Origin of the sequence: Alcaligenes ammonioxydans (genome assembly GCF_019343455.1) — a bacterium.
GTDB classification, from domain to species: domain Bacteria; phylum Pseudomonadota; class Gammaproteobacteria; order Burkholderiales; family Burkholderiaceae_B; genus Alcaligenes; species Alcaligenes ammonioxydans.
In genome coordinates, this window is record NZ_CP049362.1 from 2,279,708 (window position 1) to 2,300,654 (window position 20,947).

At 57.9% G+C, this 20,947-nt stretch carries 21 protein-coding genes, 3 tRNA genes and 1 riboswitch; of the genes, 15 read left to right on the top strand and 9 right to left on the bottom strand.

What is annotated here, in order from left to right; all coding sequences use genetic code 11:
• The first annotated feature begins 14 nt into the window (after positions 1-14).
• Positions 15-99, top strand: a tRNA-Leu gene (locus FE795_RS10500).
• A gap of 513 nt (positions 100-612) precedes the next feature.
• On the opposite strand, the gene FE795_RS10505 is transcribed toward FE795_RS10500, so the two are convergent.
• Together FE795_RS10505 and FE795_RS10510 are read right to left on the bottom strand one after the other, a co-directional pair.
• Positions 613-855, bottom strand: coding sequence for a heavy-metal-associated domain-containing protein (locus FE795_RS10505; RefSeq protein ID WP_100214765.1), 243 nt, complete (start codon positions 853-855; stop codon positions 613-615).
• Positions 856-1,573: 718 nt separating this feature from the next.
• Positions 1,574-1,658, bottom strand: a tRNA-Leu gene (locus tag FE795_RS10510).
• A gap of 150 nt (positions 1,659-1,808) precedes the next feature.
• Positions 1,809-1,902, top strand: a riboswitch (SAM-I-IV-variant riboswitch).
• A gap of 118 nt (positions 1,903-2,020) precedes the next feature.
• Here FE795_RS10510 and FE795_RS10515 point away from each other — a divergent pair.
• Positions 2,021-2,365 (top strand): hypothetical protein, encoded by a 345-nt coding sequence (locus tag FE795_RS10515; protein ID WP_003799419.1) that lies wholly within the window; start codon positions 2,021-2,023, stop codon positions 2,363-2,365.
• Here the strand turns inward: FE795_RS10515 and FE795_RS10520 are convergent.
• Positions 2,362-3,162, bottom strand: a complete 801-nt coding sequence (locus FE795_RS10520; protein ID WP_059317529.1) for a siderophore-interacting protein — start codon at positions 3,160-3,162, stop codon at positions 2,362-2,364. The two genes, FE795_RS10515 and FE795_RS10520, sit on opposite strands and share 4 nt — an antisense overlap.
• A gap of 2 nt (positions 3,163-3,164) precedes the next feature.
• On the bottom strand, positions 3,165-3,737 hold the full coding sequence (locus FE795_RS10525) for a PadR family transcriptional regulator (protein ID WP_131070647.1): 573 nt from the start codon (positions 3,735-3,737) through the stop codon (positions 3,165-3,167).
• Positions 3,738-3,897: 160 nt separating this feature from the next.
• Between FE795_RS10525 and FE795_RS10530 the strand changes: the two genes are divergently transcribed.
• Positions 3,898-3,982 (top strand) — tRNA-Leu (locus FE795_RS10530).
• Positions 3,983-4,708: 726 nt separating this feature from the next.
• Here the strand turns inward: FE795_RS10530 and FE795_RS10535 are convergent.
• Complete coding sequence (locus FE795_RS10535) at positions 4,709-5,782, bottom strand: NAD(P)/FAD-dependent oxidoreductase (protein ID WP_131070648.1); 1,074 nt, start codon at positions 5,780-5,782, stop codon at positions 4,709-4,711.
• A gap of 303 nt (positions 5,783-6,085) precedes the next feature.
• Positions 6,086-6,766 (bottom strand): prepilin peptidase, encoded by a 681-nt coding sequence (locus FE795_RS10540; protein ID WP_407927695.1) that lies wholly within the window; start codon positions 6,764-6,766, stop codon positions 6,086-6,088.
• 225 nt (positions 6,767-6,991) lie between these two features.
• On the opposite strand from FE795_RS10540, the gene FE795_RS17290 reads away from it, so the two are divergent.
• Positions 6,992-8,113, top strand: a complete 1,122-nt coding sequence (locus FE795_RS17290; protein ID WP_230406168.1) for a DUF4139 domain-containing protein — start codon at positions 6,992-6,994, stop codon at positions 8,111-8,113.
• Positions 8,098-9,018, top strand: coding sequence for a hypothetical protein (locus FE795_RS17295; protein ID WP_230406169.1), 921 nt, complete (start codon positions 8,098-8,100; stop codon positions 9,016-9,018). Before FE795_RS17290 ends, FE795_RS17295 begins: the two co-directional genes overlap by 16 nt.
• Before the next feature lie 2 nt (positions 9,019-9,020).
• Here FE795_RS17295 and FE795_RS10550 read toward each other — a convergent pair whose 3' ends face one another.
• Positions 9,021-9,899, bottom strand: a complete 879-nt coding sequence (locus FE795_RS10550; RefSeq protein ID WP_003799407.1) for a LysR substrate-binding domain-containing protein — start codon at positions 9,897-9,899, stop codon at positions 9,021-9,023.
• A 140-nt stretch (positions 9,900-10,039) separates the two neighbouring features.
• On the opposite strand from FE795_RS10550, the gene FE795_RS10555 reads away from it, so the two are divergent.
• From FE795_RS10555 to FE795_RS10580, 6 genes are all read left to right on the top strand, one after another.
• On the top strand, positions 10,040-11,116 hold the full coding sequence (locus tag FE795_RS10555; RefSeq protein ID WP_131070650.1) for a putative 2-aminoethylphosphonate ABC transporter ATP-binding protein: 1,077 nt from the start codon (positions 10,040-10,042) through the stop codon (positions 11,114-11,116).
• Positions 11,103-12,914, top strand: a complete 1,812-nt coding sequence (locus FE795_RS10560; RefSeq protein ID WP_131070651.1) for a putative 2-aminoethylphosphonate ABC transporter permease subunit — start codon at positions 11,103-11,105, stop codon at positions 12,912-12,914. The genes FE795_RS10555 and FE795_RS10560 overlap by 14 nt, the downstream gene beginning before the upstream one ends.
• Positions 12,915-12,921: 7 nt before the next feature.
• Entirely contained in the window at positions 12,922-13,788 is an 867-nt protein-coding gene (gene phnX / locus FE795_RS10565) for a phosphonoacetaldehyde hydrolase (protein WP_230406170.1), read from the top strand.
• A 36-nt stretch (positions 13,789-13,824) separates the two neighbouring features.
• Entirely contained in the window at positions 13,825-14,844 is a 1,020-nt protein-coding gene (locus FE795_RS10570) for a putative 2-aminoethylphosphonate ABC transporter substrate-binding protein (protein WP_131070652.1), read from the top strand.
• The gene (locus tag FE795_RS10575) at positions 14,844-15,974 is read left to right on the top strand and encodes a TIGR03364 family FAD-dependent oxidoreductase (protein ID WP_003799398.1); all 1,131 of its coding nucleotides are present in this window, start codon (positions 14,844-14,846) and stop codon (positions 15,972-15,974) included. Before FE795_RS10570 ends, FE795_RS10575 begins: the two co-directional genes overlap by 1 nt.
• A 326-nt stretch (positions 15,975-16,300) precedes the next feature.
• Positions 16,301-16,843: a GNAT family N-acetyltransferase gene (locus FE795_RS10580; RefSeq protein ID WP_003799396.1), complete on the top strand. Its 543-nt coding sequence runs from the start codon at positions 16,301-16,303 to the stop codon at positions 16,841-16,843.
• Positions 16,844-16,906: 63 nt separating this feature from the next.
• Here FE795_RS10580 and FE795_RS10585 read toward each other — a convergent pair whose 3' ends face one another.
• On the bottom strand, positions 16,907-17,191 hold the full coding sequence (locus FE795_RS10585) for a hypothetical protein (RefSeq protein ID WP_230406171.1): 285 nt from the start codon (positions 17,189-17,191) through the stop codon (positions 16,907-16,909).
• Between the two features lie 104 nt (positions 17,192-17,295).
• On the opposite strand from FE795_RS10585, the gene FE795_RS10590 reads away from it, so the two are divergent.
• From FE795_RS10590 to FE795_RS10600, 3 genes are all read left to right on the top strand, one after another.
• On the top strand, positions 17,296-17,958 hold the full coding sequence (locus FE795_RS10590; protein ID WP_131070653.1) for a dienelactone hydrolase family protein: 663 nt from the start codon (positions 17,296-17,298) through the stop codon (positions 17,956-17,958).
• A 6-nt stretch (positions 17,959-17,964) separates the two neighbouring features.
• Positions 17,965-18,189 (top strand): DUF3820 family protein, encoded by a 225-nt coding sequence (locus FE795_RS10595; protein ID WP_003799391.1) that lies wholly within the window; start codon positions 17,965-17,967, stop codon positions 18,187-18,189.
• 99 nt (positions 18,190-18,288) lie between these two features.
• Complete coding sequence (locus tag FE795_RS10600) at positions 18,289-18,996, top strand: glutathione binding-like protein (protein WP_003799385.1); 708 nt, start codon at positions 18,289-18,291, stop codon at positions 18,994-18,996.
• A 355-nt stretch (positions 18,997-19,351) separates the two neighbouring features.
• Here FE795_RS10600 and FE795_RS10605 read toward each other — a convergent pair whose 3' ends face one another.
• Complete coding sequence (locus FE795_RS10605; protein ID WP_131070654.1) at positions 19,352-20,218, bottom strand: pirin family protein; 867 nt, start codon at positions 20,216-20,218, stop codon at positions 19,352-19,354.
• A 79-nt stretch (positions 20,219-20,297) separates the two neighbouring features.
• Between FE795_RS10605 and FE795_RS10610 the strand changes: the two genes are divergently transcribed.
• Positions 20,298-20,945 carry an alpha-ketoglutarate-dependent dioxygenase AlkB gene (locus FE795_RS10610; RefSeq protein WP_003799381.1) on the top strand — a complete coding sequence of 216 codons (648 nt, stop codon included), beginning with the start codon at positions 20,298-20,300 and terminating at the stop codon, positions 20,943-20,945.
• Positions 20,946-20,947 lie beyond the last annotated feature (2 nt).

A 20,947-nucleotide genomic window follows, 5' to 3' on the forward strand; every position in this document is an offset into this window, starting at 1 on the left:
CATACAACGATATTGCCCAGGTGGCGGAATTGGTAGACGCGCATGGTTCAGGTCCATGTGCCTTCGGGTGTGGAGGTTCGAGTCCTCTTCTGGGCACCAAATTCCTCAAAAAGCCGATCATCTTTCGATGATCGGCTTTTTGTTTTGTGCGCCCATACAGCAAGGCGCTTGGGCACCGACGCAAGGCCCCATGAAAGGTTAGGCCCGCAGCCCCCACTCCACGTGTACGTCCCAAGCCACACCCTTTGCCGGGCTCTTGCGCGTTGACAAGCCATTCGCTGGGCGCCCAGCAAGCCTTCTTATTTTCTTGTCCCAGACTGGACTTGGGAAGGTACGCAGCGAGCAAGGCTTCTAGCCCAAGGACTGCCGTAACGGCAATACAAGCGCATGATTGATTAAGCACAGGCACTTCCGAATAAGAAATCAACACCGCATGATCGGTGGCTTTCTTTACAGGCCTATGAACACATCACCAATCCCATGCGGGAGAAACAAAGGGATCTTTTTCTGCCTGCCACGGCCCCTGCCTCAAAAACCCCGCCTGATTCTTTGGGACAAAAAAAACCGACTGCGTTTGAACAATCGGTTTTCCATTTCATAAAGTCGCCGCTATTAACCGCCGCAGCCGCCACAACATGCGCCATCCTCTCCATGCGCTGGCTTGGCAATCTGATAGCCCGCCTGTTCAACCGCGGCATGCAGATCTTCCAACGACACCTGGGTTTCATCAAAACGCACCGATGCCTTCGCATTCTCAAACGAAGCGTCTGCCGCTTGCACACCCTGGACCGCTGCCAAGGCATTCGCCACTTTGTCAGCACACTCAGGGTGTCGCAGACCCGCCAATTTCAACATTCCCACTTGCATTTTTCATCCCTTTAACATGAGGTGAGGCAGTTGATGAAATCGCCACCGCCCATAAAGATATATATTAAATACATCTTATAAATACGGCAAGTGACGATTAGCCATTCAGTACAGGGGGTGTACGCACTCCTCCTTCAAAGAACAAGACAAGGAACGAGGACGGCAAGCAGGCTAACTGACAGATCAAGCTACTACTACCACTCGACTGACTGAGTAACTGACCAAATTGCTAGCTAGGCAAATAGGCTTGTTTGCCCATCAGATCGATGGCTGGCTGACAGCACGTGGACGAAGCAAGATCGAATGGACAACGGCGATGGTTGAAAGAACTGGATTCAAACGCCAGCTCAACTGCACCTGAATAAGGCCAGGGAGAAGAGTGCACTAACCATCCTGCCTGGAGAATAAAAGCCATCAAACAGCGCGTCGACCTGAGCTGCCTAATACAAAGCACTCTTTGCAGGTAGAAGAACCAACCTTATAAATAAAGCATTATTTGCAGGCAGAAGAACCAGCCTTGTAAGCGCCGTTTACGCTTGAACGCGAACCCAACCGCACAGTCCCTTACCGGTCGGACAGGCTGGCTCCGTCGGGGGCATGAAAAGGACCAAATTGAACTGCGCCTGGATATCTATACGACCCCGATTTCCCAAACCACAATACAAAAAGCCGACCATCTTTCGACGATCGGCTTTTTGAGGAATTTTGGTGCCCAGGAGAGGACTCGAACCTCCACACCCGAAGGCACATGGACCTGAACCATGCGCGTCTACCAATTCCGCCACCTGGGCTCTGACTGCAACACTTGTTTTTAAACACGTCGTTGCAAGACAGAAAATAACTATAACACGATTTTCAATTCGCGCAAACTATTTCTGTTTTTTATGATGGACAGAAGTTTGTCGGCCTCTTGCGCTTCATGAAAATCGCTTTTATGCTTATTGCCATATCAAGAGTTGGGGTAACCCATGCCAACCTGTGTACCCGCACAAGGTGGATTCAAGATATGGCCATCTGGCAACCAAAGGGATCGTTATGACAACAACCCGCTGCCAGCGGGTTTTTTTATGCCTGACCTAGCAGGCGCTCAACGGGTCCTTTAATCCAACTTGCTCACCCGGAAGCCGCTTCCAAGAGCTAAACAGGAGAAACTATGTCTGCACCGTACTGCTATCACCTCACCCTAGAACAGCAAAGCTACCGCATTGTGCTTCGTCCTGGCTGTTCGCGGCTGGCCGTTGTCCGCGAACAGCATGCGGATACTGTCGGAGATTATGAGCCTCGCTGGCTGGGCTCCAGTTGTCGGGGCGGCTATTGGACCCGTTTTCAGCCTGATATCGACAGCACATTGCTGCTGAACATGGATGCGATCGCACGCCTGATTGACCAGCATCGCCTGGCGCATCCCGAGACAACGCTGGACACAGACCTGCAGCCAGTGCTGCACGTGGGTGGCCGCTTGCGCGCCCAACCCTACCCTCAGCAACAAGCCGCTTAATCCAGACGAGGGGCCTGATCGCCCTGATCGCCTTGGCGCCAGTAACTGCTGGCCCGAATCGCGTTCTTATCCAGGCCACGCTCCTGCACCCAGTATTCACGCAGCCCTTGGGCAACTGCGTATTCTGCCGCCACCCATACATAGCCGGTGCCGCTGGGCTGCGCCGCAGCCCGCAGCGCGTCCAGAATGCCCGGCAACCCGGCCAGTGATGGAATCCAGTTCACCGTAACGTGATCGGGCGCCGCTAGCGTCCCTACCGTCAATAAATTGCGCGCCAAGACATACACCTGCACGTTCACCGTGGCAGGCAGTTCATGGATGCGTCGTGCCATCGCAGGTATGGCAGTTTCGTCACCGATCAGGACTTGCCAATCCAGTTCCTTGCTGAGCAGAAAGGAGCCACGGGGTCCCGCGACCCCCAGCTTGTCACCTTCCTTGGCTTGCATGGCCCATCGGCACGCCGGGCCGTCACCGTGGAGCACAAAATCAATATCCATCTCCTGTTCCGCCGCGCGGTAGTCGCGCGGCGTGTAATCACGGATGGGAGGTTTTTCCTGCCCCGCCGCAAAGACCATACCGCGCTCACCCATTTGGGGCAGACGCAGGGAATGGGTGGCTGGATCCGGAAAAATCAGTTTGACGTGATCATCAAACCCCGGCGAGTAAAACCCCTCCAGGTCAGCACCCGTCAGGGTAATGCGCAGCATATGAGGTCCCAACTCACGGCGATGCTTGACGGTGAGCAATCGCAACTTCAGGGGATGGGCCACTTTTTGCGTTAATTGTTCGGACTGCATGCTTAAGACTCCTTGGGCAAATTGCGTATTTCGGCGATGGCTTTCTCCAGAATTGCCACCACGTCAGCCTGTCGTGCCAGACTGGCTGTCGATTGTTCAAACATGGCCTGTTTAAGACTATGGCGTACCTGGACAAATTCGGGCAGCCAACCCGTCTGTTCCTGCGCGGCCTTTAAATCCTCGTCACTACTCTGTTCAGCCAGCATCTGCCGTATCCATACCCGCTTGCGCCCGCGGTAGGTCAAGGACTGCAGTAGGTAGTCACACTTCTCTTTCTGCGCCTCAAGATACCCCAGCCCCTCCGGAGTCAGGCTGTACATCTTGCGGCGCCCTTGCTCCTCAATCAGAACCCAACCTTGAGTCGCACAAAAGGCCAAGGCCGGATACACCGCGCCGGCGCTGGGCACATAACTGTTCTGGCTGATCTGCGCAAAACGACGGATTAGTTGATACCCATGAGTGCTGCCTTCCTTGAGCAAGGCCATCAGCATAAGCTGCATAGCTCGGGCAGAGTACTTTCGACCCTGCCCCATATCCTGCAACATGCGCTCGACATCCATTGTGTTGAATTTCATAGTCACACTCTTATGCTATATCACTCGACACATATTAATGATAATGAGAATGACAATCAACCAAAAACCAAAATAAACCGTGCCCAATGAAAATGCTTGCATTTACCAAAAGATTCATCCTATAATTTAATGCTTGAGACGGGCAGCAGCCCTTATCAAAGCCCAGGTGGCGGAATTGGTAGACGCGCATGGTTCAGGTCCATGTGCCTTCGGGTGTGGAGGTTCGAGTCCTCTCCTGGGCACCACAAATTCCTCAAAAAGCCGATCATCAAAAGATGATCGGCTTTTTGCTGTGTCCGCACCCAAACGCTAAAATCTTCGAGCCCCTTACAGGAGCGCACGAGGCCCCCACCCCGACCTTCCCCCCCTGAAGTACAGCAGTCAAGCTGAACACCAAACGCAAGCACCGCGATCAGATAAGTACTAAAAATCGGGCAACTTACCTTGATATCTGGGCAGCGCTTCCCCAGGGGCGGACAAGCTTAGCGCCGGGCCCAAAGCGAGCAGCAGAAAAGCCACAAGAAAAATCAGGCCAAGAAGAAAAAAGTGTGGATCAACAGTCACTTACACTACCTGAAACCAGGAAAACCAGTTCGTGCGGCCCAAGCACATAACATGCCCATTACAAAATACGAATAGCGGCTATATGTTCATTCTTTTGAGTAAACGCGTACGCCGTCCTATCGAGCTACCACTCAGTCTGAGCTGAAACCGTGAAACCAGCAGCGTAAAAGACCAGTTTGAAAAGCCCCAGAAAGTTCATGGCCTCGCACGGAGGCGAACCTGCCCGGATCGACAGATCTGATGTATGCCCCCTTGCCAACGGGCACAACCGTCAGGGGGAGACACCGATCTCCTTGACCCCGAAGATCCAGCGACAAAAAAGCCGAAACAGATGCTTTATTCTGCTTCGGCTTTTTGACATGCACAGGCCCATCACCTTTTGCTCGGCTGGCCCACCCTTTTGCTGACTACTCCAAAGGGCGATGACGGCGTTGCCAGAATGGCTGCGCCGCATAACGCTGCTCCCTACCGTACAGGGCATGTTGAGCATTCAGGTGACGCACCAGACCCAGCAAATAGTCTTTTTCATACGATCGTGCCGGCTCAGGGTTTCCTTGCGTCAGGGCCAGAGCCGCCTGTGCCGATTGCGAGCCGCTCCACAGAGCCGTAGCCAGACCATTGGCCGCCAAGGGGTCCATGGCGGCGCCCGCATCGCCAGCGCGAAGGAGACGGCCTTCAACAAAGTGAGACACGGTGGCGCTGGCAGCTGCGCTGACGGTAGGAGCACAGTCGGCCATTTGATCGATCAAGCCCAGACTTTCCATACGCACGCGCGCTGCATCGGCGCAAGCCAGTAAACCGGCCCACGTCGACCCATCATGACTCAAAGCGTCAGGCAAGAGATCCGCATCCGAGAACAAGGCCACCGTCAAACGATGGCCGGGCATGGGAGACAAATACCACCATCCCAACTCCGCCGCTTCGACCAATGAAGCCGCCAGAGGCTCCGCTCCCTGCGGTAGATCAAAAACACGCCAGGCCGCGACCAGCCTGTCCAGTCGTTGACGCTCGGCAACCGACCCGCAAGATACTGCCGCGCGACCGCTGCAATCGATCAAGGCAGCGGCTTCAAGGCTCGTGCCATCCGCCAATCTGACAGTAAGCCCGTGAGGCTGATGTTCCAGGCTCAGAACTCGTGTGCGACGCAGGCTGAGTTTCTCTTCTTTCTGCAAGCGTTCAAGCAGCACCTGCTCCAGACGTGCCTTGTCCAGCAGGTACCCCTGACCATCCTCGTCCTGCACGGTGCGCAGCCCTTCATTTCCCCATACCGAAAAACGCCCCTGAGAACGCAGAGCCACCGTCTCATCCAGGCAGCTTTCCCATCCCAGACGGGTCAAGACCTGGGCACCGCGTTCAGACAAGGTTTCACCCCACGAAGGCTGCCGCTCTGGCGGAGCCACCAGCGTCACAGCCTGACCTTGCATACTCAGACGGCGCGCCGCTGCCAAACCCGCCACACCAGCACCAACAACAATAATCATCCCTTCATCCCCAGGTTCCCGTCCGCTTTATCAGCGGGATAATGTCCATAGAACCGCCTTGTGCGTCTGCTGACCGCTTGGGCACAATGGCTGCCAGCCCGACTGGCCCGGGACGTTTTACCACGACTGCCCTGCCAGCCCCAACTATCACCTATCGGCCGGGAGCGAGTACCCAGGATGCCAAGCGAGATGCGCCGCACTCACAAAAGGGTCAACAAGACCTGTCGGTGGACACTTCCGGCCCCTGCGGCGGGCATGGGCAAACCATCAAATCTTGTTTAGCTGAGCGAATGCCCCTGCTTCTTAAAAAAGGCGAGGCAGAGAAAACAGCATGATCCAGCCCCCCAGGACCAGATAAGGCCCAAAATGAATGGCCTGCCCTGCCGCCAGCCGACCACCCAAGCGCAAGATCAGCACGGCCAGCAAACCCAGGACAGAGGCAGACAAGAGAATGCCGGGCAGGGCACTTGCCCCCAGCCAGGCCCCTAGGGCCGCCAGCAGCTTGAAGTCGCCGTACCCCATGCCGGCACGTCCGGTCAGCAGCAGGAAACCATGATTCAAAAGCCACAGCAGACCATAACCCAGCGCTGCACCCAGCACCGCCAAGGGCAACGTGGTAAAGGTGTGATCCAGATTGACCAGCAGGCCCAGCCACAACAAGGGCAAGGTCAGGCGATCGGGCAGGTAGCCGGTTTCCGCATCAATCCAGGCCAGTAAAGCGGTAACGGCGATCCAGACACAGGCAGCCACTGCGGCCGGAGTCAGTTGCCAGCGCCACCCTGCCCAAAGCATCAGCCCCAAAGCCAGGGCCTGGCACACCCACCCCCATTGCCGGTGGAGTCGACGTGAGCGTGTACTCAAGCCGGACTCCAGTTCGATGGGCAGACTCCAGGACAGACGCCGGGCGGGCCAATAAAAACAGACGGCCAAAACCAGAGCAACTCCCATTCCCGCCCAGGCATTGCCCCACGACGTCCACATCATAATGATCCTTCACCCGATTAATGAAAAGTGCGTGTCCCACAGTCTCGCTGACCAAATCCTAGCAGAGGCGTGTGCGCTTTTGATGACGTAAGCATTTTTTGCTCCAGGCTGCGGGAAATCGGGGCATGGCATTTTTTGTTACCCGAATGACAGACAGAGCCCAGCAAGGCTAGGCATAATGCGCTTCAACCCTTTGTTTCGCTTATGGATGAATAAGGAAGCGCCATGAACCAATTTATGCCCCACGCGGCGCGTGCTCCCCGCCTGCGCTCGTTGACCGGTGCTTTGATGCTGGTCTGGATGGGCTCAACAGCCAGTGCAGCCTGGGCCCAGCAGATCGAAGCGATCACCTTATCCAGCGCCGGTATGGCCGAGATCGAACGACAGATCCCGATTACCGACACCGGAACCGCCCAACTGCGCGTGCCTCTGAACCAGGTCGATGATATTTTAAAAACCCTGATGGCCGTAGACGGCAAAAGCCGCATTGAATCGTTGACCCTGTCCGGTCTGGCCCCGTTGAAAGAGAGCTTTGACAGTTTGCCCTTCTCGGCCAAGGATCTGGGCTCGCCCGCCGCCTTGGCGCAGGCCCTGCGAGGGCAACAACTGAGCGCCAGCTCGCAAGGTCGCCAGGTGCGCGGTGCCGTTCTGGGTGTACAGACCATCGCGGCCACTAACGAGCGCTCCTCCCAGGCCATCCTGAGCGTGCTCACGGAGCAAGGCCAGATTCAGACATTGGAGCTGGGTCCCGACACCAGCCTGGAAGTGCTGGATAAAACCGTGCAGCAACAATTGCAGCAAGCCGCGCAGGTCTTGGCCGGACAAAACAATCAGCAATCGCGTGACATTCAATTGGTCCTGAACAAGACCGACACCAAGACCGCGCGTCTGTCCTATCTGATTCCTGCCCCAGTCTGGAAAAGCTCCTACCGACTGATGATGCAAGAGGGCAAAGCCCGACTGCAGGCCTGGGCCATTTTCGAAAACACCACTGGCGAGGACTGGAAAAACGTCAAGGTCACCTTAAGCTCGGGTTCGCCAGTAATGCTGCGTCAACGCCTGCTGGAGCGCTACTGGAACGAGCGCCCCGAACTGCCCGTTGCCGTGGGCAGCGCCATCGCCCCGAAAGCGGACACCCAAGCAAGCGTGCGCGCGAACCAAGCTCATCCGGCCATGGCTAATGCCATGCGTGCCCGCATGGCCCCCCTGCCCCTGCCCCCATCGCTGAAGCAGCTTACATGGCAGACAGCGCCCTTTCCAAACAATGGGCCGCGGGTGGTGCCAACAGCGACGCTCAAGCTCAGGAAGGTCAAACCCAGGTACGCTTTAGCTTGCCCGAGACAGTGAATGTTCCCACCGGCCAGACAGTCTCCGTCCCATTTATGGACACGTCCTTGCAGGCTGAGGCTCTGTCGGTATATCGCAGTGGTCAGGCGGGCGATCATCCCACGGCCGCCATTTGGGTCAACAATCAGCAGGCCAATAGCCTGCCACCGGGCATCATCACCGTCTTTGACCAGCAAGACGGTCATGTGGGGGATGCGGAGCTGGCCGGGCTGCCAACTGGAGAGCAACGCCTGATCTACTTTGCCCAGGACAGCAAAGTGCAGATCCGTGAAGAACAGACAGAGGAATATCGCCTGAGCAACACGCGCGTCAGCGATGGCGTGGCTCGATCGGAATGGACCCGCTTTCAAAACTTCCGTTTCGAGATCACGGGTCCCGCGAACGAAGATAGGACCGTCCTGATCCAGTTACCGCGTCAGGATGGCTGGTCCTTCAAATCCGATGCCCACGATAGCGACACAGCCCAGGAACACCGCCTGAAAGTGAAGGTACCCAAAGGTAAAACCATCACCGTCACGGCTCAGCTCAGCCTGCAGGACCAGACGGAACTGCGTCTGGAAGACATCGACGAAACCCTGCTGGCGCAATGGCGAGGCAACGGCCAGGACCAGGCCCTGCAGGCCAAGATGGACAAGCTGATTGAGTTGCGTCGGCAACTGAGCCAGGTCCAGCAGGCGCAGAACCTGGCGGTCGAGCGCCTGAATGAGACGATTGCAGAGCAGGAGCGCATCCGCGCCAATCTGGCCGCGGTCAGCGCGCAGAGCACCTTGGGCGAGCGCTTTAGCGCACAGCTGGCCCAGCAAGAGGACCAGATTGCCAGCCAGCGCCAGGCGGTTCAGGATCAGCGTGATGCCGTTCAAAAGGCCCGTCAGGCCTTCGAGAAAGGCTTGGCTGAACTGAACTGAACTTAGCCTCCCGGTGCGGGCAACTGGGCCTGCACCTGTTCCAGAAACGCGCGTATGGCATGACCCTGCGCGCGTTCTTTGAGGCAATACACAAACTCGCTCAAGTGCGCCGAGACATCGCTCAAGGGCAAGCTGATGATGTCCGGGTGCGCCGGCACTTCACGCAAAGGCAGCAAGCTGGCGCCCATGCCGCACACCACTCCCCACCCAATGGCCTCCCGGCTGCCTATTTCCAGAATGTGTGTGGGCTCCTGCCCCGCCTGTCCAAAGACCTGGTAGCAAAGCTCCCGGGTCATGGACCCAGACTCGCGCATCAACATAGGGTAGCGGCACAGATCCACAATCCGCAGGCGTTGGCGGCTTGCCAGCGGATGATCCTTGCGCAGCACGGCCACTAAAGGATCGGAGGCCAGCACCAGACGCACCAGACGTGAGTCATCCACTAGCGCCGACGAAGCGATCACATCCAGTTGGTAATCGTGCAAGGCACTCAGCACCCGATGAGAGTTGTCGATACTCAAACGCATTTTCACACCTGGGTAGGCCTGATGAAAATTCCGTAATACCGCCATGATGTAATACGGTCCGGTCGCCCCTACCCGCAATATGCCGCTTTTCAAATCACGCAAGTCTCGCAGACTGAAATCAATCTGCGCGGCCTGCTGCATTAGTTGCTCAACTTGCGGCAGCAGGCGTTCCCCTTGCTGGCTTAAATAGACTCCTTTGCCCTGCCGATAAAACAGCTCCACCCCGTAGCGGCTCTCCAGTTGCCGCAGATGCGAGGTGACCGTGGGCTGGCTGATACCCAGCAACTGGGCCGCCTTGGTAATCGAGCCACAATGGGCCGTCGCGTGAAAGGACTTTAGTTCCAGAGCCAGCATGCTGCCGCTCTCCTTGGGAAAACTCAAAACCCAAATTATCCGATTCTCGTATTACAGAAATTCGTTGTACTGTCATCGGGCCGCCATATAGGACTCCCATACTGACGTTCATGACATTCATGACAAGTCGGAACCTCGGGATGAGCGCCAAGCCTGCTTTTTTAACCATACAAGGACTGCACAAGCAGTTCGGCTCCTTTACTGCCCTGGACCAGGTCAGCCTGGATATCCAGGCCGGTGAACTGGTCTGTTTGCTGGGCCCCTCGGGCTGTGGCAAAACCACTTTGCTGCGATGCATTGCAGGCCTGCAACAGGCAGACCGGGGCAGCATCGTTATGGCTGGACGTGACATCACTGAACTGCCCCCCCAACAACGCGACTACGGCATCCTGTTTCAGTCCTACGCCCTGTTTCCCAACCTGACCGTGGCTCAAAACATTGCTTATGGGCTGTCGCCCCGCAAAAACCTGGCCACACAAGTGCGTCAGCGGGTCTCGGAAATGCTGGATCTGGTGGGTTTGTCCGGTTCGGAAAACAAATACCCGGCCCAATTGTCCGGCGGCCAGCAACAGCGCGTGGCCTTGGCCCGCGCCCTGGCTCCTTCACCCTCGCTGCTTTTGCTGGACGAGCCCATGTCCGCCCTGGATGCGCAGGTGCGCGAACGCCTGCGCAGCGAGCTGCGTGCGCTGCAAAAACAGCTGTCCATTACCACCTTGATGGTGACGCACGACCAGGAAGAGGCCATGGTCATGGCCGACCGCATTGCCGTGATGGATAAAGGCCGCCTGGTTCAATTTGATCGTCCCCAGGCTCTGTATCGCGCCCCGGCAGACCCATTTGTCGCCGGTTTCGTGGGCGAGGCCAACTGGCTGCCGTTCACGCCTTTGCATGATTGCTCGGTGCTGGTCGAGCGGGTTCGTCTGGACCTGAGCCAGGAGGCACCAACCAGTGCCGGACGACTGTTCATACGTCCCGAGAACATCCGCGTTCTGGACAACAACAGCCCCACTTCGGTCACCAATACGTTTCTGGCAGACATTGTGGATGGCATCTTCCTGGGTCGCCACTACAAACTGACGCTGCGTCCGGAGGGCATGGACGGCTTGACTGTGCAGGCCATCGTCAATCCGGAGCAGGGAGACCGCCTGCTTGACCCACTGGCTGCACGACGCTGTCGTATCCAGCTTCCCAGCGAGGCCTTGCATGCCCACCACTAATACTGCCGTGCCGCCAGCCGGCACGGCCGCCCTGCCCTCGACCAGCCTGTACGGGCTACCCCTTGCCGACACACGCGTGAAGAATCCCCCGCTGACTCGTCGCGTCTTGCCTGCCTGGATAGGCGCGGCAGCACGACGCGCCCTCTTGATTGCCCTGTTTGCCCTGCTGGTGCTGTTTTTGGCCCTGCCCATGCTGTTTATCCTGCTGCGAGCCGTTCAGGACAGCGAGGGTCAGTTGGTCGGGCTGGGCCAGTTCTGGTCCATCATCAGCGCCCCAGGCTTCATGCACATGGTGGGTCGCTCGATTCTGGTTGGCCTCACCACCCTGACCATTGTCATTCCCGCTGCCTACGCCTTTGCCTTTGCCCTGCAGCGCTGTTGCATCCGGGGTGCCGGTCTGTTCCGGGCTTTGGGACTGCTGCCCTTGCTGGCGCCCTCGCTGATGCCGGGCCTGTCCTTGATCTATTTGTTCGGCAATCAGGGACTGCTGCGTCACTGGATAGGCGGCGAGACGATCTACGGCTTCTGGGGCATTGTGCTGGGGGAGGCTTTTTATACCTTCCCCCATGCCTTGATGATTTTAAGTACCGGTCTGGCTCTGGCCGATGCCCGCCTGTATGACGCGGCGCGCGCCATGGGCGCCAACGCCTGGCGTCGCTTTATGACCGTGACGCTGCCTGCCAGCCGCTATGCCGTCTTCTCCGCCGCCTGCCTGGTCTTTACGTTGACGGTCACCGACTTTGGGGTACCTAAGGTCGTGGGGGGCTCCTACAACGTACTGGCTATGGAAGCCTATAAGGCCGTGGTCGGCCAATTACAGTTCTCCAAAGGCGCTGCCATTGGGGTGCTGCTGTTGATCCCGGCCGTCCTGACCTTCTTTCTGGACCGCCACCTGCGTACCCGTGCTCGCGGTCAGGCACAAGGGTCTTTAAGCGCCTATTCGCCCCAGCCACACCGCCGCCGTGACCGCTATTTCATGGGGGTCATGGTGCTGATTTCCCTGGCGATCCTGACCATTGTGGGCATGGCCGTCTGGGCCTCCCTGATCAAGTTCTGGCCTTACAACCTGAGCCTGTCCCTGAAGTCCTATGACTTCAACAATATGGATGGCGGCGGCTGGCTGGCCTGGCGCAACAGCCTGACCATGGCCTTGTTCACCGCCGTGATCGGCTCGGCCCTGATTTTCCTGGGTGCCTGGGTGCTGGAAAAACTCCCCGCCCGCGGCCGGACCGACAAAGGTCTGTACAGCCTGTTGCAGATGCTGGCGCTGGCCCCCATGGCCATTCCCGGACTGGTCCTGGGTTTGGGTTACATCTTCTTTTTCAACCATCCCAACAACCCCCTGGCCGGCTTGTATGGCTCCATGACCTTGTTGGTCCTGTGCAGCGTCATTCACCTGTACACCAGCGCCCACCTGAACTTCGTGACCGCCCTGAAGGCGATTCCCGCGGAGCTGGAGGCGGCCGCGGCCTCCTTGAAAGCGCCACGCCTGTCCACCTTGATGGGGGTGACCTTGCCCCTGTGTCTGCCTGCCTTGCTGTCCGTGGCGCGCTATTTGTTTGTCTCGGCCATGACCACCGTGTCTGCCGTCGTATTTCTTTACAGCCCGCAAACCGTGCTGGCCTCGGTCGCCGTCATGAATATGGATGACGCCGGCTTTATTGGCCCGGCAGCGGCCATGTGTACGGTCATCATGCTGAGCTCCGGTTTTGTCTGCCTGCTGGTTCATGTACTGAGCCGTGCCGCCTTGCGCCGCAGCCAGGCCTGGCGCTCTCCCTCTCTTTCTCCAACCCGATAGGACCGCAATGCCCTCCCCTACTTGCGCAAATACGCCACTTGATACATCCACCTCCCAGGCCATGCACCTTGAAGCCCTGATTTTCGACTGGGCCGGCACGCTGGTGGACTTTGGCTCCTTTGCTCCCACTCAAATTCTGGTTGAAGCCTTCAAATGCTTTGATCTGACCCTGAACCTGGACCAGGCTCGCAGCGCCATGGGCATTGGCAAATGGGACCACATCAAAGCCATGCTGGAACTGCCCGAAGTGCATGCCCAGTTCGTGGCCCTGCACGATCGCCAGCCTGATGATAACGATGTGGACCGCATCTACAACACGTTCCTGCCCATGCAAAACGAACGCGTGGGCGAGTTCTCCGCGGCCATCCCGGGTGCGCGTGAAACCTTGTCTTGGGCGCGTCGCCAAGGCCTGAAGATTGGCTCGTGCTCCGGCTACCCGCGTCTGGTTCTGGACAATCTGTTGCAACACGCCCATCGCCAGCAAGTGCTGGTGGACTACCACGTGGCCTTCGATGAAGTGCCACAGGCGCGCCCCTGGCCCGCCATGGCCTTGGAAAACGTCATCCGTCTGGAAATCCGCAATGTCAGCGCCTGCGTCAAGATTGACGACACGGCGGTCGGAATTGAGGAAGGCCGCAATGCCGGCATGTGGACGGTGGGTTTGCTGCTCTCGGGCAACGCCGCCGGTCTGACCGAGCTGGAATTTCTGGCCTTGGATGAAACGAGCCGCCAGACCCTGCGTGATCGCGCTGCTGCCACGTTTGCCCACGCCCAGCCTCATTATCTGATTGATACCGTTGCCCAACTGCCTGCCGTGATTGAACAGATCAATGAGCGCATGGCCCAGGGCGAACACCCCAGCGACTCTCTCTAACCCCTCCCCCTTTTGCTGTCACAAGGACATTCCTTCATGAAAACCATTGTTCTGAGCTCCTTGGCCGCCGCTTTGATGGGCACCGCCTCTTTGGCACACGCTGCCACCACCCTGACGGTGTATACCGCGCTGGAAGCCGATCAGCTCAAAGCCTACCAGGCCGCTTTTGAAAAAGAGAACCCCGATATCAAGATCCAGTGGGTCCGCGACTCCACCGGCATCATCACCGCCAAGTTGCTCGCTGAAAAGAACAACCCGAAAGCTGACGCGGTCTGGGGTCTGGCCGGGTCCTCCCTGGGCCTGATGGCCAGCCAGGACATGCTGCAGCCTTACGCCCCCAAGGGTCTGGAAAAAATTGACGCCAAAATGCGCGACCAGAACAATCCGCCCAGCTGGGTCGGCATGGACGGGTTTGCCGCTGCCTTGTGTGTGAACACCGTCGAGCTGGAAAAAAACAAGCTGCCCATGCCGACCTCCTGGGAAGATCTGACCAAGCCGGTCTATGCCGGCAAGATCGTGATGCCCAACCCCGCCTCCTCGGGCACCGGCTTCCTGGACGTCAGCGCCTGGTTGCAGCTGTTTGGTGAAGATAAAGGCTGGGCCTTCATGGACGGCCTGCACAAGAACATTGGCGCCTACACCCACTCGGGTTCCAAGCCCTGCAATATGGCTGCTTCCGGCGAGTATGCGATTGGCGTGTCCTTTGACTACCGCGGCGCCCGCCTGAAAGAAGAAGGCGCTCCCCTGGAGCTGGTGTTCCCCAAAGAAGGTCTGGGCTGGGAAATTGAGGCCGCGGCTATCATGAAAGGCACCAAGAACCTGGAAGCCGCGCAGAAACTGGCTGACTTTTCTGCCAGCGAAGCCGCCAACCATCTGTACAAGAGCAACTTCGCGGTTCTGGCCATTCCTTCCATCGCGACCGCCAACCCCTATCTGCCTGCAGACCTGAACCAGCGTCTGATCGACAACAACTTCGTATGGGCTGCTGAAAACCGCGAGCGCATCATCGACGAATGGACCAAGCGTTACGACGGTAAATCGGAAGCCAAGAAGTAATGAGCACACAACACTACGACGTGATCGTGGTGGGGGGCGGCATCCTGGGCATGGCACATGCCTGGGCGGCTGCCCGCCGCAAGCTACGGGTGGCTGTGCTTGAGCGCAGTCATCAGGCCCAAGGCGCCACCATACGTAATTTCGGTCAGGTCCTGGTCACCGGCCAGGCTCCGGGCATCATGATGGAACTGGCTCGCCAAAGCCGCGGACTGTGGCTGGAACTGGCCGCGCAAGCGGGCTTTCATGTGCGCAGCAATGGTTCGCTGGTACTGGCGCGCAATCATCTGGAACTGGAACTGCTGGAAGACTTCGCTCAAGGCCGTGCCAAGGATGAAGGTGTGGCATGCCAGATGTTGAGCGGCAAGGAACTGGCCGCCTTGTTTGAAGGCCGCTTGGGGCATCACCACGGTGCGCTGCAAGGTCTGGACGATTTGCAGATTTACTCGCGCGACGCCCTGCCCGCCATTACCAGCAGCCTGCAGGCCATGGGCGTCGATGTGTATACCCAAGCACATGTGCATTATGCCCAAGCGGGTCAGGTACACAGCAGCGTGGGCGACTTCACGGCCAACAGCATTTTTGTGTGCCCAGGCCATGACTACAGCAGCCTGCATCGCGAACTGCTGGAGACCGTCAAACCCTCGGTGACCCGTCTGCAAATGCTGAAAGTGCGTGCACAAGACGCGGGCTGGGCCTTGGACCGACCCTTGCTGACAGGTTTGTCCTGCCTGCACTATGGTGCCTTCAGCGACCTGCCTCTGGCAGCCACACTGCGCGAGCAGGTACAGCAACGCCACGGCGTGCTCTTGGAGCAAGGCATTCATTTGCTGATGAGCCCAACCCCTCAGGGCGACCTGATCATTGGGGATTCGCACGACTACGGCCAGCAAGCCAGTCCCTTCAACCAGGAAGAAACAGACCAGTACCTGCTGGCTCTGGCTGAAACGGTGCTGGGATGCCCGGTTCAGGTGCTTCAACGCTGGCAGGGGGTGTACGGTGCAAAAGGACCGGCTCCGTTTTCCGTCTTGCAGGCCGATGGCAGCACACTAGTGACGGTCATGCACACCGGCTTGGGCATGACCACAGGTCTGGCAATCGGCGAACGCAATATCGCCGCTCGCTACGATTGATGGCTGGGCGTGGAGGGTTCGACCAGCGGATCAGCCTTTACCCACGCCACAAGAGTGCCAAAACGCGCAGCCCACGCTGCGCGTTTTTCTTTTCTTCAGGCATGCCTCTGGAGATCAACATCAACGACCTCAAAATAAAGCAAACTGCGATACGTTCTTAGCAGGAATTTCCCACTGGCAACCCAACATAGTGGAATAAAATACGCCACACGATAGGCCAGAGCTACCGCTCATGAGCTTTAGCACTCCACACAGCCAGGCTGGCGCCCCACCCCCCGTCACCATCGGTGATGACGGCTTGGCTTGCTCAGGACAGGAAGAGATCCATGAAAGACAGTGACAGCGGGCTGCGTTTTATAGACTGCGATGAAGAGCAGCATGCAGCCGCTATTTTGGCGATCCTGAACGACGCTATCGTGAACTCCACCGCGCTTTACGACTATGTGCCGCGCCCACCCGACGCCATGGTGAGCTGGTTTGCCACCAAACGCGCCAACGGCTTTCCCGTGGTGGGCGTCATGGACGATGCGGGCACGCTGATGGGCTTTGCTACCTGGGGCAGCTTCCGCGCCTTTCCCGCCTACAAATACACCATGGAACACAGCGTGTATGTACACCCGGCGCATCGCGGCAAAGGCCTGGGCAAAATTCTGATGCAAGAGCTGATCCGCCGTGCCCGTCTGGCCAATGTGCATACGCTGGTGGGCTGTATTGATGCCAGCAATGCGGGCAGTATCCACCTGCATAAGCGTCTGGGCTTTACCCATTCGGGCACGTTCAAGGAAGTGGGCTTCAAATTTGGGCGCTGGCTCGATGCCGCCTTTTACCTGCTGACGCTGGATACGCCGACCGAGCCGGTGGATGGCTGACGCGCAAAAAAACCATCGCGGCCTACTGCCTGCGATGGTTTCTTTCAGGCCATTGCCCCGGACTCAGGCGCTGGCTTTCTGCTTTTCGTAACACACGGCAAAGGCAATCAAACCCAGCACAATACTGAAAATGCCAACGCCCACTGCCACGGCAGCCAGCAGCCCCAGGCCTACTGCCACAAACACGCCAGGAAAGGCGTAGCTTCGCAACCAGGAAGGTTGCTTGGGAACAAGAAACAGCCCTAGAAACAAGAACCAGGGCATCACAATCGTCCAGAACAGACTGTCCATTAGCACGTCACGCATCATTATTCCATTGAAGTAGAAGGGGCTTGGGCAAGTGGTCAAGCTACTCGCCATTCCGGGTGGATTGTAAACGTCCCTAGGCTGGCGTCCCAGCATGGGCGACTGTTATAAGAGAGAATTATTGTTTTATAGCTAAAGGACCCGCCATGAGCATGCTTAGCTTGACTAGCGCAGACCAGCACCGTTTCGAGGCCTATGCCGCCGGCGATGAACAGGCCGAACGCGGCTTGATCGTGCTGCAGGAGATTTTTGGTGTGAATCAACATATCCGTGACACCTGCGAGCGCTTTGCCGAGCAAGGCTACCGCGTACTGTCACCCGCCCTGTTCGACCGACAAGAGAAAAATGTACAACTGGGCTACACCGCCGAGGACGTGCAAGCGGGTCTGGCGCTGCGCAATCGCATTGCGCTCGACAAAACCCTGCTGGATATTCAGGCCTGCGTCGATGCCTTGGGCTCCCGCAAGGTGGGTATTGTGGGCTATTGCTGGGGAGGGTCCTTGAGCTGGCTGGCCGCCTGCCGCTTGCAGGGTCTGCAAGCCGCCAGTTGCTGGTATGGTTCACAGATTGCCCAGAACGCCCAGGAACAGCCCAAGATTCCGGTGCAAATGCACTTTGGCGCTCTGGATCATTCCATCCCTGCCAGCGCCATTCAGACCATTCAAGACGCGCAAAAGGACGTGGCCATTTACGTGTACGAGCCTGCCGGACATGGTTTTGGCTGCGATCATCGCCCCGATTTTCACCCAGCGTCCTACCAACTGGCTCAAGAGCGTACACTCGCTTTCTTTGCCGACCATCTCCGTTAAGCCCCCATGCTTGAATCCAGCGACGACCTGCTTGCTCTGTTGAACACCACCATGCCTTACGGGAAATACAAAGGTCGCTTGCTGGCCGACCTGCCGGGGCATTACCTGAACTGGTTTGCCCGGGAAGGCTTTCCTTCCGGGCGGCTGGGGCAGCTACTGGCCCTGATGCACGAGCTGGACCACAACGGCCTGAAATCCTTGCTGGACCCCTTGCGCCCGCGCAGCCGCTAAGCGGCACAAATCCCTTACTGGGTGGCGGGCTGCGACAGTATGTCGCCGTACCGCTTGCTACTATCAAGGCTTCCTCTACACCCCATTGTGAAGGACTTCATGACTATCGATCTCTCCGCCTTCCCCATCACCCGCAAATGGCCGGCACAGCACCCCGAGCGCCTGCAACTGTATTCCTTGCCCACCCCCAATGGCGTCAAGGTTTCCATCATGCTGGAAGAAATTGGCCTGCCTTACGAGCCACATCTGGTCAGCTTTGAGCGCAACGATCAGCTCAGCCCGGAATTCATTTCACTTAGCAGCAATAACAAGATTCCGGCGATTCTGGACCCCAATGGCCCTGGCAATAAACCGCTGGCCTTGTTCGAGTCCGGTGCCATCCTGATCTATCTGGCAGAAAAAACCGGCCAGTTGCTCTCTGCGGACCCGGCCCAACGCTATGAAACCCTGCAATGGTTGATGTTCCAGATGGGCGGCGTCGGCCCCATGTTTGGTCAGCTCGGCTTCTTTCACAAATTTGCCGGCAAGGACTATGAAGACAAGCGCCCCCGTGACCGCTATGTCAACGAGTCCAAGCGGCTGCTGGGCGTGATCGACACGCATCTGGACGGTAAGGACTGGATGGTGGGCAACCGCTACTCCATCGCCGATATTGCCCTGTTCCCCTGGATTGCCAACCTGATCGGTTTTTACGGCGCAGGCGAGTTGGTGGAGTACGAGCAATTCAAGAACGTGGCCCGTGTCCTGCAGCAATTCCAGGCCCGCCCGGCAGTGCAACGAGGCCTGAACATTCCTGCCCGTGATTGATGGATCAGCAGGCATGATCGCTGGCTATCAGTGGCACCGCACACCACCGTGCAATAGCCCTGCTATCGAACTGGTCTTTTTTGTTTCATTTATTGGCAATCCGTACAATTGCCTTCCTAAACATTCTGCGCAAGCGGTACTATTCCGTTTGCCAGGCTTGTTCGTCAATCAAAAAACCAGTCTGCTCATGGAGCAGATACAGGCAAATCCACCAGCCTGATGAGCAAGCCTTCAAAGCCCTGGATTCTTTCCAGGGCTTTTTTTTGTGTGTACGATTTGGCGCCCCCACAGCGACTGTTTTAGCTGCACGCCATTTTCCAGGTGCAAGGCCTGCACCGTCACAGTCAACCTGAGCCTACACCGCAGGCAAAGGGATGAACTGCTCATCGTCCAGTGGCGGCAGGCGGATGCGGCCATTGAGCCAGTCGTCCTTGGCCTGCTCGATGCGGTCTTTGCGCGAGGACACGAAGTTCCACCAGATATGGCGTGGTCCCAAAGGCTCGCCGCCCAGCAGCATCAAGTGGCTGCTCTGCTCGGCAAGGATACGGGGGCTGTCACCTTTGGCAAAGACCAGCATCTGGCCAGCTGGATAACGCTGACTACCTATTTCCAACCCACCCGCACAGATATAAATGGCGCGCTCGTCGTGGCCGGTTGGCAAAGGGACAGACTGGCCGGCCTGCACGCGCAACTCCATGTAGAACAAAGGCGAGGCCACACTGGCGGGACTACACAAACCCAACGCCGAGCCGGCAATCAGGCGACCTTCCAGGCCCGTATCCTTAATCAGAGGTAGCTGCTCGGCCTCATAATGCACAAAGTCCGGATTCTGTTCTTCCTTGTGTTCCGGCAAGGCCACCCAGACCTGGATACCATCCATGCGCCCCCCTTGCGCGCGCATGGGTTCAAAGCGCTCGGAATGGCTGATGCCTGAACCCGCGGTCATCCAATTGAGCGCACCCGGTGTAATGTCCTGCTCCACGCCCAGACTGTCGCGGTGCGTCATGGCCCCTTCAAACAAATAGGTCACGGTAGACAGGCCGATATGCGGGTGTGGGAGCACATCATTCTCCGTCCCTACCGGTGCCGTCAACGCCTGCGGCCCCATGCGATCAAAGAAGATAAAGGGCCCCACCATACGCCGTTGGCGAAAGGGCAAAACGCGCCCCACCTCAAATGCACCAATACTGTGCTGGCGTTGTGGAATCAGCAGCTCGACCATAGACACCTCTATTGGGAAGTCGCAAAAATGCAATCCCGATTACTATACTCTGGTCCCTGATTGGTTCGCTTACTCCCGCATGCCCACGCTCTCACTCTTTGATCCCGATCCCGGCAACGTCCTGACTCTGGATACCGGCCTGATCGCCCTGCCGGGCCTGGCCCTGCCCTATGCCGCCGCTTTGGCGCGGGCGGTTCAAGAACTGCTGCACAGTGCCCCCTGGCGACATATGCAGGTTCCATCAGGACATCGCATGTCAGCCGCACAAAGTAGCTGTGGAAACTTGGGATGGATATCGGACGAGCACGGCTATCGCTACAGTCCCACCGACCCGCAAAGCGGTTTGGGCTGGCCCGCCATGCCTCCGGTCTTCAAGGACTTGCTGACGCACATTGCCCAGGAGTCAGGCCAGGGCCCTTTGCAGCCAGATACCTGCCTGATCAACTACTACGACGAGCACGCGCATATGTCCTTGCATCAGGACAGAAACGAGCGCGACTTGCAGCACCCGATTGTCTCGGTGTCCTTGGGGCGTGAGGCCTTGTTCTTATGGGGTGGCGCAACACGCAGCGCCCCGGTGCGTACCCTGCGGCTGCGTGACGGTGATGTGCTGATCTGGTGGGGGCCTTCCAGATTGAATTTTCATGGCATACGCAGGCTGGAAGGCCCGGCCCATCCCCTGTGGGGCTCAGGCCGGGTCAATCTGACTTTTCGCAAGGCGGGCTAAGG